Below are 16,098 nucleotides of genomic sequence, written 5' to 3' on the forward strand. Positions count from 1 at the left end.
ATGGACCGGATTCTTGAAAAAAAACCTTTTATCATCCGCTATCGGAACTATCTGATTGCCGGTGTCGTTTTTCTCGCCTTTTTGATTTACGTGGTCGTAAATTCGATGGGAGGACGCAAGCTTCGTACAGAGGCCGATAAACTGTCGGTCGAAACGGTGAGACAAGATAAATTCCTGGAGTATGTGGATGCCGAAGGGATTGTACAACCGATCCTGACGTTGAAAGTAAATACCCGTGAAGGGGGAAGTGTCGATAAGATCATCGGCGAAGAAGGGGTGATGCTGGAAAAAGGAGATACTATCCTGATACTGACCAATCCGGAACTGATCCGTTCTATCGACGACCAAAGGGATGATTTGGATAAACAAATTACTGCATTCCGCGAGAAAGCGATCGAGATGGAACAAAAAAGCCTGAATTTGAAACAACAGGTATTACAGGCCGCTTATGAATTGGAGCGCCTCGAAAAAAGCTATGTTTTGGATCAGGAAGAATATAAGATGGGAGTGAAAAGCAAGGCGCAGCTCGAAGTTGCCCGGGATGAGTACGAATATAAAAAGAAAAGTACGGCTTTACAACTCGAGGGATTACAGCACGATTCTACCGTGACGGTGATCCGGAAAGAATTGATGCAAGGCGATCTCGAACGCGAAAAGAAAAAATTTGCCCGGGCCTGTGAACGTCTGGATAAATTGGTGGTCAGAGCTCCCGTGAAGGGACAACTGAGCTTTGTCAAAGTGACCCCGGGACAACAGGTAGGCCCGAATGAAAGCATTGCCGAGATCAAAGTGCTCGACCAGTTTAAAATCCACACTTCTCTAAGCGAATATTACATCGACCGGATTACTACCGGACTACCCGCCACCGTCAATTATCAGGATGAAAAATATCCGCTGAAAATTACCCGGGTGGTTCCTGAGGTGAAGGATCGTACCTTTGATGTCGATTTGGTATTTTGTGAAAAGATGCCCGATAATGTACGCATCGGGAAAAGCTACCGGGTACAGGTCGAACTGGGACAGCCCGAAGATGCCGTCGTTATTCCGAAAGGCAATTTCTTCCAGTATACGGGAGGACAATGGATCTACAAATTGGACGAATCCGGTAACAGAGCGGTGAAAGTACCCATTACGGTAGGCCGGCAGAATCCGCGTCAATATGAGATTATCGAAGGATTGAAAGCAGGGGATCGGGTGATCACCTCGGGTTACGATACTTTTGGAGATGCCGAAGAATTGATTCTCAAATGATAAAAGAGCAGGCAGGCATGTTGAGACAGGATTTGTAGATCGTCTGGCGGTGGCTCTGCAAATGGACAGGGCTGTCGGTAGCGATCCTGCAAGGGCCCTGAAAGAAGGAAAGTAGAAATTACAGAAAATTGAATAAAGAGATGAGTTGTCATGGACTGAAAATGGCATACCGGAATTTATTGAAGTACAAGTTACAATCGGTGATTTGTGTACTCGGGTTAGCCGGAGGATTATCCTGCTTTACGGTATGTAATTATATGTTGAGGAAAGAGTTGGCCTGGAATAAACAGTTACCCCATTACGGGGAGACTTATAAATTGGTCACTATCCGGGAAAATGGGGAGGTCGACGGGTTGGTCAGCCTGGATCTGGCTGAACAGTTGAAACAGGAGTTTCCTGAGATTGAAAAATCGGTATATTATGTCGGTATGTCCGGGGTCAGCGATAAATTATGTGTCGTCGGGCAGGAAAATGGGAAACAGACAGCTGCGAAGGCTTTCTTTGTGCTGACGGATAGTTCTTTTTTCGATTTTTATGATTTTCGGCTGACGGCGGGGAATGGGGAGAAATTGAAAAAGCAACCCGATGTTTTGATACTGACATCCGAAGGGGCCGATAAAATTTTCGGTACTTCGGAAGCGGTCGGAAAGAGTTTTACAGAAGTAAATGATTTTAAGAATACTGAGCGTTCCTGGACCGTGGCGGCGATGATGGAAAATTTTCCGCATCGTACGGATTTTCAGTATGGGGACGGGGTGATCCTGAATTCCGATGTATTGCGTCAGGCCCGATACAGGGATTATGTTTTCGTATACTATCGCTTGCGGGAGGGGACTTCCTATGAATTGCTGAACCGTAAAATCGGCGTTTATATGGAGAAACATCCGGAGTGGAGGGGAAATACACCTTTGACTGTGAAAGTTTATCCTTACAAAGACTATAAGAAACTGACCGGGAAGCCTCTATTGAGTAAGGCGGGATTGATATTTTCCGGGATCGGGTTGCTGGTCTTGCTGACAGCGCTGTTCAATTTCCTGTTGTTTACGGCCGGCAGGATGTTCAACCGCAGGAAAGAACTGGGTATCCGGGAACTCCACGGAGCGACATCAGGGAGGCTGCTTCAGCTGTTTATGGTCGAAATAACCCTGACTTTGCTCATCACCGGAGTGATAGCGGCGGCCATGCTGGAACTGATTTCGATGTATTTTGCCGGGGAATGGACCTATTATATGAATTTTTCCGAGGGTGGGAGTTGGGTGATTAAAATGGGAGGTGATTTAGCCGAATACCTGATCGGAGTGTGGCTGTTGATGTTGGTTGTCGGATACGGAATTATCCGGCAGGTACGGCAAGCGACTATGTTACGTAATTTACAAGGAGGAGGGATTGCTTACCGTGCCCGTATGCAGACAGTGCTATTGGGAATCCAGCTGGTCATTTGTATGTTCCTGATCGGTCTCTCCTGGTTTATGCAGAATCAGCAAAAAGCCTTGGAAAGCCAGATGGCCGGGGGGATGACCCGGGCGGAGATGGAGCGCATTTATGCCTTTAATCTGAATGGTGAGAGTCTCGAGCCGATCCGGAAACAAATGCGCGATATGCTGGCGGCGAATCCCTATGCCGAAGAATGGTGCCGGAGTGGTACCGGATTACTCGCTCCCTGGATGATATACCCGAAAAGTTATCGGATAGAAGGTGTGGAGGAAGAGAAAGAAGTGACGTTGAACTATAATTGTGTCGACCCGAACTATACCGATTTTATCCATGCGAAAATGGAGGAAGGGCGTTTTTTCAAGACCGGTGAACCTTATGTGATGGTCGTTAACCGGGCATTTGCCGATTGGCTGGGTGAAAATCCGATCGGAAAGTCTGTGACTATCGATGGGATGATGGGAGTGATTACTTACCGGATTATCGGTATCATGGAGAATCTTTTACCCGTAGGAAACGAACCCCGGATCATACCGGGAATTTATCTGCCTTTCCCGGAAGGTTATATCAACGAAACGCTTTATGTGAAATTCAGGCCGGGATATGTTCAGCAAGGGATACAGCCATTGAAAGATAAAGTGCAAGCTCAGTTGAGTTCGTTTACCCCTCTATATATTGAAAATCTTTGGGTAGATATGGAAGGTTATTTAAGTAAGGTGATCGAACTCGGCAGTATGATCTTTTGGCTGGCTGTTTTTTGTATACTGATCAGTGCTTTGGGTGTGTATTCGGCAATGATGCTGGCCGTGGAAAAACGAAGCCGGGAGATGGCTATCCGTAAAATCAACGGAGCTACTTTGACGGATATTGCCGGAATCTTTTGTCTGCATTATCTGAAACTCTTGATCTTTGCCGCCTGTATCGCTTTTCCGCTGATATACGGGACGATGCACCGGTGGCTGGAAGAATATAGCCACCGGATCACGTTGAGACCGGATGTGTTTGCTGCGATTTTTATTCTGATGATGATCATTATGCTGTTGACAATCGGGTCTCAATTGCTGAAAATCATCCGGGTGAATCCGACCGAGGTATTGAAAAACGATTGAAGATATTATTTTTTGTGATTGGTATGAAATTATGATTCGACACATTTTGATTGTTGCCTGGCGCAATATCTGTAAATATAAAGTATCGGCCGGAATTGCGGTAGTCGGTCTGGCGATGGGATTACTCTGTTTTGTATTGTGTAATTTTTGTGCCCGTTTGTTCTTTTCGATAGATAAGGTCTTCCCTAACTATGACCGGATGGCGGAGATACAGATCAAGGTAGGAGAAGGCGGGGAGTTGCAGGATTATTTTGCCGGGACACCGCCGACTTTGGCCGGGGATATGGAAACGGCTTTTCCGGGACAGATCGAGTGTTGTACGGCAGTATCCTATGGGGGACAAATGAATGTAACCTTCGAACGCGGAGAGAAAAAACCTTTGGTCTGTATGCTTTATACGATCGAGGTTGACAGCAATTTCCAGAAGGTTTTCTCGGTACAGTTAACCGACGGAAATTGGAGGCAGTTGTTCCGGCAAAAGAATGCTGTAGTATTGAGCCGGTCTGCTGCACGTCGGATTTTTGGAAAACAAAATCCGGTCGGTAAGGTATTCCATCCGAATAAATTGACAAGAAGGTCCGAAAGAAATTATACTCCGGAAGAATTGGCTGCTATCGATTATGTGGTGTCGGGAGTGATGGAGGATTTGCCGGTGAATGCCAGTTATAGTCTCCTGAATCGGATTGATGCCCTGTTGATTAACGATCAGCAGGGCCGATTTGCCGGGTATGTACCGGGAGAGGGAACCGGATGTACGACGTTTGCTTTGCTATATCCCGGAGTGAAAAAAGAAACGGTGAATCAAAGGATCGATCCCGAAAAAAATAAGATTTTTGTCTCGGGAATGGAAGGAAGACCGCAGTTATTGTCACCCGGAAAGAACAGTACGGAATATTATCATGATCTCGGCTATGGGTATTTATGCATCGGATTATTGATCCTGTTGGTGGCGGTACTGAATTTTTTTATTTTCATCAGCGGTAATTTTCTGAATCGACAAAAGGAATACAATATCCGCCGGGCTATCGGGAGTAGCTGTCGACAGGTATTGGGGTTGTTGTTTGCCGAAACGATGATCATGCTTATGGCTGTCGGGATTATCGTGGCTTGTTTGCTCGAATTACTATACGATAGGTTGGATTTTAGTCTGACGAGGCAGGTGATCGTTTTTGAGCCGGCTATGCTGTACCGCCATTTGTTACAATATCTGGGGGGCTGTGTCGTCCTGTTTCTGGGAGTTTGCTGGGGGATTTCCCATCGGCTGAATCGTCAGAGCATACAGACCGGTATAGGAACCTCCCTGAAAATAAGAAAAAACAGATTACGGAATTGGATGTTGGGTATGCAATTGGTGATTTGTTTCCTGTTTTTTACCGGCGGACTGGCCGTTTATTTACAATCGGAAATGAATATGAAGAATATTTTTCCTTTTCTCGATAAACAGGAGAGGGAGCATATCCTCGAAGTTAATCTCACCTATCCGCAGTTGCAGGGATTGGAAACGGCTTATATCGCCCGTTTCGGAGAGATTGCCGGTGTCACCGATGTCTTGCCGATGGATAAGGATTTGTTCGGCGGATACTTTTCGACGACGACGGTTCGGCTGGGGGAAGGGCAGTACCGGGAATTCTGTGAGGTGCGGACCGGACCGAATTTTGCTTCTTTCTTTCATATTCCCGTACTTGCCGGCGAAATGTTTAAGTATCCGGGGCAAAGGGTGGCTGACCGGATTATCGACGGCATATACGGAGGAAAGGTCATCACCGATGGATTTGAAGATATCGATGGGAAAAAAATAAATATCTGTGGGGTGGTGGAAGCTATTCCTCAGATTTATGCAGAAAATCATACGTGGGCACGTTTATGGATGTTGAGTGAACATCCCAGGTGGTGTTATCTTAAAGTACTTCCCGGCTCCAAAGCGAAGGTCATGGAGACGGTGCAACGTATGCTGGCCGAAGAAGTGCCGGAAAGTCTGGACAACCGGATTTTTACACTGGAAGAATTGGTGCAGAAAGAAAATCACTCCCAGGAACAGATGAAATCGATGTTGCTGTTTTTCACGCTGGTGTGTCTGTCGATTACTGTTCTGGGGATTTATTCGGCGATCAGTATCGATACCGAAAGGCGACGAAAGGAAATCGCTATCCGTAAAATCAACGGAGCATCGGCTTATGTGATAGTACGTCTCTTTGCCCGGTTATACCTGAGGTTATTAGTGGCGGCGATGGTGCTTACTTTCCCTTTTCTGAACTGGATCATGCATTTGTGGCTTCAGGGGTTTACCCTGCATTTCGGTCACGGTCCGGCCTTTTGGATTTTTATAGTCTTTGTGATGGTAACGGTGGTGGCTTTGACCATTGCCTGGAAAATACGCGCGATCATCCGGGTGAATCCGGTGGAGGCACTGAGGGATGAATAAGAGGTAAAAGGCCGGGAGGCTATAGGCTAAGGGCTGAAACAGAAAGGAGAAGGCTGAAGTGACTTGACAAACTCCTCTGAAAGAAGATAATATCGTCTTTCAGAGGAAAATTGAATTGATAAAATCGCTGGAACGTAATGGAGCAACCTTTATTTGGCCCGGTATTTATTTTCCCGGAGGATATTCAGGACTTTTTCTTTCACTTCTCCCTGAATGATGATCTCTCCGTCTTTTACCGATCCGCCGACTCCGCATTTGTTTTTTAGCAGTTTGGCCAGTTCTTTCAGATCGTCTTCCCTGCCTACAAAGCCCTGTACTAAGGTGACCGTTTTCCCTTTACGTTGTTTGGAGTCGAGCATTACTCTCAGATTTTGTTTTTCCGGGGGTAATGTCTCGTCTTCTGTCTCGTTATTGTATTCGTAATTATAGTTCGGATCAGTGGAATAAACTACATGGATTCGGTTCTTTTTATCTGCTTTCATAAACTAATATCTTAAATTCCTGAGATGATACATCCCTAATCTTTCATCTTCACTTCTCTCCCATCTCTTAATAGAAATACAAATATAGAACTTTTTGTTTAATTTTCTGTTAAAGGGTTGTTTGTGAGAAAATAGCCACTAATTTTGTATCACCAAAAGGTGGAATTGAAAAATATTCCATACGGCCCATATAACAAAGAACTATAAACGTATAAAAAATGAATAAGATTCTGAAAAAAACGTACTTCTCTGAGAAGGTGGTGCAAATGGTCGTCGAGGCTCCTTTAATAGCTAAATCCAGGAAACCGGGTAATTTTGTGATTGTACGGGTAGGTGAAAAAGGCGAACGGATGCCGTTAACGATTTCGGACGCTGATCCGGTGAAAGGTACGATTACGCTTGTGATCCAGAAAATGGGAGTTTCTTCTACCAAATTATGTAATCTCGAAGAAGGAGAATATATAACGGATTTGGTAGGACCATTGGGCAAAGCGACTCATATAGAGAAAGTGGGAACCGTGTTGGCTTGTGGAGGTGGTGTCGGTGTGGCTCCTCTGTTGCCGATTATACGGGCCTTTAAGGCTGCCGGTAACCGGGTAGTGAGTATTTTGGCTGCTCGTACTAAAGAACTGATTATTCTGGAAGATGAAGTGCGCAAAGCTTCCGATGAAGTGATCATCATGACCGATGACGGAAGTTATGGTAAACAAGGAGTTGTAACCGTGGGGATGGAAGAAGTGATCGGCCGTGAAAAAGTGGATCTGTGTGTAACTATCGGACCGGCTATCATGATGAAGTTTTGTGCTTTACTTACTAAAAAATATGAAATTCCGACCATTGCCAGCTTGAATGCTATCATGGTGGACGGTACCGGTATGTGTGGTGCCTGCCGGGTTACTGTCGGTGGAAAGACCAAATTTACTTGTGTCGACGGCCCTGAATTCGATGCCCATCAGATTGATTTCAATGAGATGTTGTCTCGCTTGGGAGGCTTTAAAGGGGCGGAAACCGAAAAAATGGAGGAATTCGTACATCATGGCGAATGTGCCCTGAGCGATCGGAATGCCGATTGGCGGAAAGCACTGCGCGAAACTGTGAAAGCGAAAGAGCGTACGATGATCGAAAGGGTGAAAATGCCCGAACGTACTCCTCAGGAACGGATCTCTAGCCAGCGCCTGGAAGTGAATACCGGGCTGACGAAAGAAATGGCTATGCAGGAAGCCCGGCGTTGTCAGGATTGTGCTAATCCGACCTGTATGGAAGGCTGTCCTGTTGGGATCGATATTCCAGGATTTATTAAAAATATCGAGCGTGGAGAGATTCTTGAAGCTGCTGCCGTATTGAAAAAGACCAGTGCTCTGCCGGCAGTGTGCGGACGGGTATGTCCACAGGAAAAACAATGTGAATCGAAATGTTTCTATCTGCAAAAAATGAAAAAAGCACCGGTAGCTATCGGTTATCTGGAACGTTTTGCAGCTGATTTCGAACGCGAATCCGGTCAGATGGCGATACCCGAAGTGGCTGCTCCCAACGGAATAAAAATAGCAGTGATCGGTTCAGGACCCTCGGGACTTTCATTTGCCGGAGATATGGTGAAGAGAGGCTATGAGGTTACGGTTTTCGAAGCGCTCCACGAGATTGGAGGGGTATTGAAATACGGTATTCCTGAATTCCGTCTGCCGAATCATATCGTAGATGTGGAAATCGGTAACCTGAAAAAAATGGGTGTGAAGTTTGTAACTAACTTTATCGTTGGGATGACCGAAAGTATCGAAGACCTGAAAAAGGAGGGTTTCAAAGGATTTTATGTCGCTTCCGGTGCAGGCTTACCTAATTTTATGAATATTCCGGGAGAGAATGCGAATGGGGTGCTTTCCTCTAACGAATACCTGACCCGGGTGAATTTGATGGGGGCTGATAACGAGTTTTCGGATACGCCGGTCTACCGGGGAAAAAATGTAGTCGTAGTCGGTGGTGGAAATACAGCGATGGACTCTGTTCGTACCGCTAAACGTTTGGGAGCCGAGAGAGCGATGATTGTTTACCGGCGCAGTGAAGAAGAAATGCCTGCACGTCTCGAAGAGGTGAAACATGCTAAGGAAGAAGGATGCGAATTTATCACTTTGACCAATCCGGTAGAATATATCGCTGATGAAAAGGGAAGAGTAAAACAAGTCAGGGTTCAGAAAATGGAACTTGGTGAACCCGATGCCAGCGGACGTCGTCGTCCTGTGCCGGTTGAAGGGAGCGAATACCTGATCGATGCCGATGTGGTAGTGGTAGCTGTCGGAGTTTCGCCTAATCCGATCGTTCCCCGTTCGGTGGCCGGACTGGAAGTTTCTAAGAAAGGTACGATTGTCGTGAATGATGCTACCATGCAGTCAAATCTGCCGGAGTTTTATGCCGGTGGGGATATTGTCCGGGGAGGAGCTACGGTGATCCTCGCTATGGGAGACGGACGCCGGGCAGCTGCTCATATGGATGCTCAGCTAAGATCGTAATCGGTCTTTATAGAGAAGGAGCTGGTCCAAAAGTTTTAGCTTTTGTGGTCAGCTCCTATCTGTTCTTTACCTCTTTCCTGATCCGGGTAAAAAAACGCCTCCAGCGATAGGCTTTCGTTTCGGGATCTTTGGCTGTCAGAATCAAGGTCGCTTTACCGATGATAAATTCTTCGGGGATAGGCCCCAGATAGCGCGAATCCTGAGAATTCCACATATTGTCACCGCCCATAAAATACCAGTTGGTACGGAAAGTATAACGCTCGACCAGTGAATCGCCACACCACACCTGACCTTCTCGCTCTTGCAAGTTCAGCCCACTTTCGTATTTAATCATTTTATAATAGATCCGGACAGCTGAAGTATCGATCGGTAAGGTATCCCCTTTACGGGGCAGATAAAGGGGACCGAAATTTATAAAGTTCCAGCCTAGCCGGTAGTCGAATGGATAAGTGTTGTATATTCCCTGCGGATATTCACCCCGATAATTGGAAAGCATCTCCTGATCGTTCAGATTGCCTATTCCCCGCCTACCGTTGATTTCATAAAATCCCCCTTTGATTTGCAGACTATCGCCCGGTATACCGATGCAGCGTTTGACATAGAAACGGGAAAGGTGCATACTGATCCTGTCCCATCCTCCTGAATAGGGAAAATTAAAAACCAGCACATCCCCATTATGAATTTTCGAGAAGCCTTTGATCCGGTAAGTTTCCGGTTCTGTTCGGTCTTTCAGAAAATCGAAATTTTTATACATCCGCGCACCGAAACTCAATTTATTTACCATAATAAAATCTCCCGGTTCTATCGTCGGTTGCATGGAGTCGCTGGGGATGGAATAAAAATCGACGACAAACAGTCGTAACAAGATTGCTATCACTAACGAAATAACGATGACTGCAATATATTGAAGTATATTTTTGATAATTTTTTTCATTATAATCTGATCGGAAACACCGTTTTATTGAACGGTTGAAGTTAACGATAATTTTAAGAATATATCACTTTCCACTATTTTTTTAACAATAGCCCGCTTTCTCCCTTCCCCGTGAGTTACAGCCTGAGGGGACCGCTTGCAAAAAATGTTTAAATTTGAAGAGAGTTTAAAGGAAAAATATGAAAAAGAACTGGTCGGTATGCCTGTGTATGTCAGAAGGGAGAAGTGAAGAATATGTTGAAATAGTGACAAAAAGAAAGGGAGGTAGAACCTGTAAGGATTAACTTGGGAATACTTTCCTTGGTTTCTTTTCCTCCCATGTAGATGAGTCGGCAGTGATCATCTAGTTATGCTTTCTATTGCTTGATTCATTATATAAAACTTTCAAATTAGCTCAGACCGGGCAAGAGCGATAATGCTTGCTTTTTTCGTTACGGAATAAACAAGAACGCTTTGCAACGTCTTTATAGTGAGGTCGGCAATCCTAGGTAACTCAAATATAGCGTTTGTTCTTGCCGGTCTGGCTATTTCAATACCTCATTATATTTTGAAATATGGGTAATTCTACAAAATATTCTGATGTTGTTTTTCTTTTTCTAATAGGTTAAGTCGGTTTATGAACTGTAGGCACGTAAATATTACTTGTTTGTATTTATTTTTTATATATTATTTTTAAATTAATTAATTTCTTTACTGAAATAAGAAAACTGATATAATTATATCATTATTTATAAATGTCAGTTTTTTCTCTTTTTTGAATATTGTTTTTTGTTTTTTCAAAAGCAAAATTATAAAAGATTTATATTTTTGTGCTAAAACAAGTATTCTATAATATTCTTTTTACAAAACTTTTATGTGGTGAATAATAATATAAAGATTATCAATGTATTAACGCTCCTTATGTTATTCTTGTTTCTCTTAGGACAAGGAGTCTGGATCTATCATGTGCGTGAATTGAAAGTTAAAGAATTCAAAATGCGGGCAGGTTATCTTCTTTCGGAAGTGGCGGAGGAATATATTGCAGACGAGGGGCTTAAGTATTTGGCTTATGGTAGAGATTCTTCTTTCCGTAATGGGAGATTAAGAGAAAATAAAGATGAAAAATGTTTTCCGGTAAATCATTTCTATGTGTTTTCTGAGGATAAAATCCACTTGGTATATGATGATTTGTACGAGAATCGGGAGCTCGATGTGAGACGACTCGATTCTTTATTGCGGAATGCCTTGACCGAACGTTCTATGCCTCCGTTGGTTTGTTGGGCCATCTCAGACCGGAATACAGGTCATATCTTACTCACTTGCGGGAAAGTTTCCGGCTCCGATAAGTTAATTCAGGCAGTGCCGGCAAATTTGGGATGCGGATTTCAGCATCACCTGATCGCTTCCTTCGAACTCCCTTTTGTATTCAACGCTTTTATGGGTATCTTGCTGGTGGAAGTTATTTTTTTACTCGGTTTTATATTGAGTTTATTGTGGCAATGGCATTACATTCACACTTTTTGGAAAACTTCGGAAGTAAAGATGATGGGGGCTGCTCATCTAGAACATGAGCTGAAAAAACCGATAGCGATTTTATTGAATGCAGTAGAGGATCTGATGGAAAGTAACAAAGATATCCTGACCGCACGGGAGCAGCTGAAATTGAAAATGATGCGGGTAAGATTGATCAAAATGGCTGATATGACAGATACTTTACTCATGATTTGTGGTAATTCCATGCCCCAATTCAAGTGTGCCGATTTGAATGTCAGACAAGAAATGGACATGGTACTCGAACTTTTCGAGATACTCAAACCCTATGCCAAAGTGAGTTTTCATATCACTCCCGAGGCTGCTTCGGCCTGTCTGGATCAGGTCTATTTCTTTTATATGGTGGTCAACCTTGTAGATAATGCTATAAAATATAGTGGTGATCATCCTTGTGTAACCATTGATTGTTGGAAAGAAAATGATAATTTTGTAATCGCTGTCAGAGATAATGGGATCGGCATTCCAAAACGAGAACAGAAGCGTATTTTCCGGGCATTTTATCGGATGAATACTAGGTGCGTGCGTAGAACGACGGGCTTTGGCTTAGGATTGACCTTTGTCCGGAAGGTGGTGGATACCTATGGGGGAGATATTCAGGTGGAAAGCAAAGTTGGAGTAGGCAGCAGCTTTATCGTCGTATTACCACAATAAAAACGGAAAATGACAATTTTGTATGCAGAAGATGATTCTATGACAGTCATGGAAGTTCAGGAAAAACTGGAGAATAATGGTTATGAAGTTATTGTCGCCTACGATGGCAATGAAGCCCTGGAAAAATTTATTGCCTGTAAACCCGATCTGATCGTTCTTGATGTGGATATGCCTGGAAAAGACGGACTCGAGGTCTTGCAGTTTATACGGCTTCAGGATAGTCAAACACCTGTCATTATTTATAGTTGCCTGATTGATGAAGAAAAACAGATCAAAGGTTTGGAATGGGGCGCTAACGTTTACTTACTGAAAAATTATAGTCCGACGCTGCTGTTAGCCCAAATCCAGCGATGCATTGCCCGAAGTGGGGAGGAAGTGATCCGTTTGAGTAAACAGGTCGAATATGATTTTTCGGCTTGTAACCTGAGGGTGTCGGATGTTGTCTATCACCTCACCATGTTGGAGAATAAGATATTTTCCATCCTATGTAAAAACCGCAATACCCTGGTTGCTCGCGAAGATTTACTGAAAGCAGGTTGGAATAGTCAGGCCCCTAACTGCAGTCTGCAACTCAACAAAATGGTCAGCCGTTTACGAAAATTGCTGAAAGGTGATCATTCGGTATATATCCTTACCGAAAAGCCCCTGGGTTATTGGCTTAAAATCGAACAATAAGCGGGACGTTTCCTGCAATGAGGTTGCAGGAACGGTAGCCTTCTACCGCAGAGTGCCGGTATAATTGTCAAGATTATACTCAAAGGAATAATATCGAAAATGTTCGAAAAATAAGCAAATATACCGAAAGCTAACAGACAACCGCTAAGACCGATTTGTCCGCAGCGAAGGGCATTGTAAAAAGCCGTGATCAGGAATAAGAGAAACCAGAGGAGACCTGGTATTCCGTTTTCTACCGTGATCCGTAAATATTCGTTAAAACAGTAGGAAGTATGGTTGTCGATAGCCCATATTTCAGGAGAATCGGGCGAAATAGAACCTTTTTCAGAAAGATGAGGAGTGGATACCAGTTGGCTGAAACTTCCTAAGCCATATCCCTGATCCGGAGATCGACGGATAAGTCCGACGCTTTGTTCCCATAAAAAAGTACAATCTGCTTCCGGATTTTTCATCGAGGTGTACATCGAGTCTCCGATCTTAAATAGGAGGACAAAAAGGAGTAGGGTAAAGAAAATAACCCTCTTCGGATACCAACGTAATAATAACTTATAGCTACGGAAAGTCCGGAAATGGTAGAGAACTACAACATAACATCCTATTCCTGCAATAAACCAGCAACAAGGATTCATGCTGGCTGGAATTAGAGTGAGCACCAGAAATGTACAGAATCCCGATAACACAGGTACAACGAGATACCTTTTACTCGGAGCATCGTTCGCCCGGAGAGCCAGGGAAAGAGATAACGGGAGCAGACAAGCCAAAAGACCGTCATAGCTTTCAGAATTTTGGAAACTGCCGCTCATCTGAGCTATAAGATGGCGGGGAGCTACGAAATCGTGGATCTGACCGAAACCTGCTATTGCTTCACCTAAGAAATAGAAAAGTAACCCTAAGACTACCGTTAGCTGAATATATTGGGAAAGTCCTGACAATATCCTTACCGTAAGATAAAGAATTCCCAACAGAATGAGATTAAATGCCTGTATATCTGAAAAATGAGAAGACTCACTGTTGAGAAAAGCATTTCCCATAAACAAAATACCCCATAAATCTTGGAGATGAAAATAAAACACCAGCTGCCGTACTGGTCCCAAATTTTTGTTAATCACTTGATTGCAAAACTAGAGTTAATACTTTGCCGACTCCATTGCAATTTAAAAAATCGCTTTCTGTTATCTAAAAACAAATGAAGAGGAACTTCAGAAAGATTGACTTGGGATTTCTATCTAACTTCGGTTCACTCTCCACCAAATAGTTGCTGTGTGTCAACTATTTAATCTTAGGGTTTTATCACCTACCTGATATTCTCCCCATCATTTATCATCTATGCTTCATTATTTGTTTTTGTCTTTACATGACAAACTTAGAAAAGATTATTTTTTCTAAAGAATGGTCTATGTTCTTTAATATACCAAAAATTAAAATAATCGATAATCTATTTATTGTGAGTTGTTTGTTGCTAAAACATTTTGATAAGAAGGAACTAAAAAAGGAGAGGAACAAGAAAAGTGGGCTTGGGAAATGTTTTTTTCCACTTTTACTATGCTCTCTCCTTTGCGTTGTATTTAGTTTTAACCGGCTGACTTTATATAACTAAAGTGATAAGCTACGGTTTACTTCTTCTTCATCTGTTGTTTATTTGTTTCTACACTGTAAATGTAGAAAAGATCTTTTTAACTAAAAAACAGTCTATATTCTTTAATATACCATTCTAAAAAATGATCATTAACTTGTTGGTAAACAGTGGTATCTGGTACAGACCACTCTTGAATACGTAGAGATCAGAGCCAAAATGTTACTGGTATAAAACACTTTTTAGCGTGTCGGTTATAGTGGAGTCGGTACAGGTGGAATGACTCGGACTATAGAAGTTGTGTTTTGTGATCTGGCTAATGCAATAAAATCCTTCGTGAGGGACCTGCGGACTATACCATTTATAAAAATAATTGGCAATTATAACTTTCGCCTGAAGAAATAAAAAAGGAGAGGAACGAGAAACGCAGCCCTTAGGAAAAAATAGTTAACTGCTCAACTTGCTCTCTCCAATACTCGTCGTCGGGTAGAATATCCCCTGCTTGAATCTATAAATTCAGCGTAATGATTTGAGGTTTGTTGCCTTCTTGTGACAGCGCATAAATTGTATTGTCCGCTGCATCATAGCTGATTGCTGAACAAGCATTCTGTAATTGATAAGTCCGGACATGTAAACCATTCCAATCGAATACTACGATTGTTTTTCCTTTGTCCACATCCAGATTATAATCTTTCAGGGTTCTTCCTGAATACAGAGCGAAAATATAATTCTCCGATACCGCCAAATCGCAGAATCCGAACAGGTTATTTCGGGAATAAGTCACCGGATGAGTCAGGCCACGACCTTTCGGACGATGTCTGTTGAATTTAACTCTTGGGGTAGTCATATGGACTTCATTGATACGACTCAGTTCGTTATCATGAATTTCACAGATATCCAGACAACCGGATTGCATATTAGCACAGGCGACTTTGGAATGCATAGGATTCAGAGCCAAAATATTACTGGCATAGAAAATACTTTTTAACGTGTCGGTTAGAGTGGGGTCGGCACAGGTTGGATAACTTACGCTATAGGAGTTGTACCCTGTGGCCTGACTAATACAATAACGCCCTGCAGTGTAGAGACCTGTGGATAAAATTCTTTCATCGAGTCGGATTGCTCCGAATGGAGTCTTTCCATCTTCTGCAAGACTGGTGAAAACAGGTCGGTAACCTGGCGTGGCATATTCGTTTAGGTCGATTTCAACCAATCGCCCGGAACCGAAATCAAAGGCTGAAACGATATCGCCTTGTAGATTCATGCTAATATAGTACATCCCTTCACCTTCGTTTTTTCCTGCCGGTACTAAACGGGTGACGTTGCCGCTTTCACTGTCGTATATGGCAAAACGATAAGCACTGTTCGGGGTCAGGATGGCATATAAGTTTCCTTTCTTTACAAATTTAGAAGGGGATACAATGTTTAATGCCTCTAAATCGATATTATCCGATTGAGCGTAATAAAGCTCTGAAACTTTCGTCCGTACCAACGGCGAAGCTTCACTCTCTAATCTCGGATCAGATTGACAACCTCCAA

The 16,098-nt window shown here is 43.3% G+C and carries 10 protein-coding genes; 6 read left to right on the top strand and 4 right to left on the bottom strand.

From position 1 onward, the window contains the following. From AC5RDS_RS04260 to AC5RDS_RS04270, 3 genes are all read left to right on the top strand, one after another. Window positions 1-1,251, top strand: coding sequence for an efflux RND transporter periplasmic adaptor subunit (locus AC5RDS_RS04260; protein WP_013611589.1), 1,251 nt, complete (start codon window positions 1-3; stop codon window positions 1,249-1,251). A gap of 128 nt (window positions 1,252-1,379) precedes the next feature. Beyond that, on the top strand, window positions 1,380-3,791 hold the full coding sequence (locus tag AC5RDS_RS04265; protein ID WP_494222220.1) for an ABC transporter permease: 2,412 nt from the start codon (window positions 1,380-1,382) through the stop codon (window positions 3,789-3,791). A gap of 31 nt (window positions 3,792-3,822) precedes the next feature. After that, window positions 3,823-6,213 carry an ABC transporter permease gene (locus AC5RDS_RS04270; RefSeq protein WP_494222221.1) on the top strand — a complete coding sequence of 797 codons (2,391 nt, stop codon included), beginning with the start codon at window positions 3,823-3,825 and terminating at the stop codon, window positions 6,211-6,213. 149 nt (window positions 6,214-6,362) lie between these two features. Here AC5RDS_RS04270 and AC5RDS_RS04275 read toward each other — a convergent pair whose 3' ends face one another. Beyond that, the gene (locus AC5RDS_RS04275) at window positions 6,363-6,695 is read right to left on the bottom strand and encodes a translation initiation factor (RefSeq protein ID WP_013611586.1); all 333 of its coding nucleotides are present in this window, start codon (window positions 6,693-6,695) and stop codon (window positions 6,363-6,365) included. A 218-nt stretch (window positions 6,696-6,913) separates the two neighbouring features. On the opposite strand from AC5RDS_RS04275, the gene AC5RDS_RS04280 reads away from it, so the two are divergent. Next, window positions 6,914-9,196: a bifunctional dihydroorotate dehydrogenase B NAD binding subunit/NADPH-dependent glutamate synthase gene (locus AC5RDS_RS04280; protein WP_022159422.1), complete on the top strand. Its 2,283-nt coding sequence runs from the start codon at window positions 6,914-6,916 to the stop codon at window positions 9,194-9,196. A gap of 55 nt (window positions 9,197-9,251) precedes the next feature. On the opposite strand, the gene lepB is transcribed toward AC5RDS_RS04280, so the two are convergent. Then, window positions 9,252-10,130, bottom strand: a complete 879-nt coding sequence (gene lepB, locus AC5RDS_RS04285) for a signal peptidase I (protein ID WP_046404983.1) — start codon at window positions 10,128-10,130, stop codon at window positions 9,252-9,254. 900 nt (window positions 10,131-11,030) lie between these two features. On the opposite strand from lepB, the gene AC5RDS_RS04290 reads away from it, so the two are divergent. Together AC5RDS_RS04290 and AC5RDS_RS04295 are read left to right on the top strand one after the other, a co-directional pair. Next, window positions 11,031-12,311: a sensor histidine kinase gene (locus tag AC5RDS_RS04290; protein WP_013611583.1), complete on the top strand. Its 1,281-nt coding sequence runs from the start codon at window positions 11,031-11,033 to the stop codon at window positions 12,309-12,311. 9 nt (window positions 12,312-12,320) lie between these two features. After that, window positions 12,321-12,986 (top strand): response regulator transcription factor, encoded by a 666-nt coding sequence (locus tag AC5RDS_RS04295; RefSeq protein WP_013611582.1) that lies wholly within the window; start codon window positions 12,321-12,323, stop codon window positions 12,984-12,986. On the opposite strand, the gene AC5RDS_RS04300 is transcribed toward AC5RDS_RS04295, so the two are convergent. Further along, window positions 12,962-14,017: an O-antigen ligase family protein gene (locus AC5RDS_RS04300; RefSeq protein WP_013611581.1), complete on the bottom strand. Its 1,056-nt coding sequence runs from the start codon at window positions 14,015-14,017 to the stop codon at window positions 12,962-12,964. The genes AC5RDS_RS04295 and AC5RDS_RS04300 overlap by 25 nt on opposite strands. 1,050 nt (window positions 14,018-15,067) lie before the next feature. Further along, window positions 15,068-16,098: BF3164 family lipoprotein (locus AC5RDS_RS04305; RefSeq protein WP_278945747.1), on the bottom strand; the 1,031-nt coding region annotated here is incomplete at its 5' end.

The organism is Odoribacter sp. (assembly GCF_985060555.1).

What these genes read in the sequence shown, in the direction of transcription:
- AC5RDS_RS04260 (WP_013611589.1), top strand. Translation starts at nt 1, where the DNA reads ATGGACCGGATTCTTGAAAAAAAACCTTTTATCATCCGCTATCGGAAC.
- AC5RDS_RS04270 (WP_494222221.1), top strand. Translation starts at nt 3,823, where the DNA reads ATGATTCGACACATTTTGATTGTTGCCTGGCGCAATATCTGTAAATAT.
- AC5RDS_RS04275 (WP_013611586.1), bottom strand. Translation starts at nt 6,695, where the DNA reads ATGAAAGCAGATAAAAAGAACCGAATCCATGTAGTTTATTCCACTGAT.
- AC5RDS_RS04280 (WP_022159422.1), top strand. Translation starts at nt 6,914, where the DNA reads ATGAATAAGATTCTGAAAAAAACGTACTTCTCTGAGAAGGTGGTGCAA.
- lepB (WP_046404983.1), bottom strand. Translation starts at nt 10,130, where the DNA reads ATGAAAAAAATTATCAAAAATATACTTCAATATATTGCAGTCATCGTT.
- AC5RDS_RS04290 (WP_013611583.1), top strand. Translation starts at nt 11,031, where the DNA reads ATGTTATTCTTGTTTCTCTTAGGACAAGGAGTCTGGATCTATCATGTG.
- AC5RDS_RS04295 (WP_013611582.1), top strand. Translation starts at nt 12,321, where the DNA reads ATGACAATTTTGTATGCAGAAGATGATTCTATGACAGTCATGGAAGTT.
- AC5RDS_RS04300 (WP_013611581.1), bottom strand. Translation starts at nt 14,017, where the DNA reads ATGGGAAATGCTTTTCTCAACAGTGAGTCTTCTCATTTTTCAGATATA.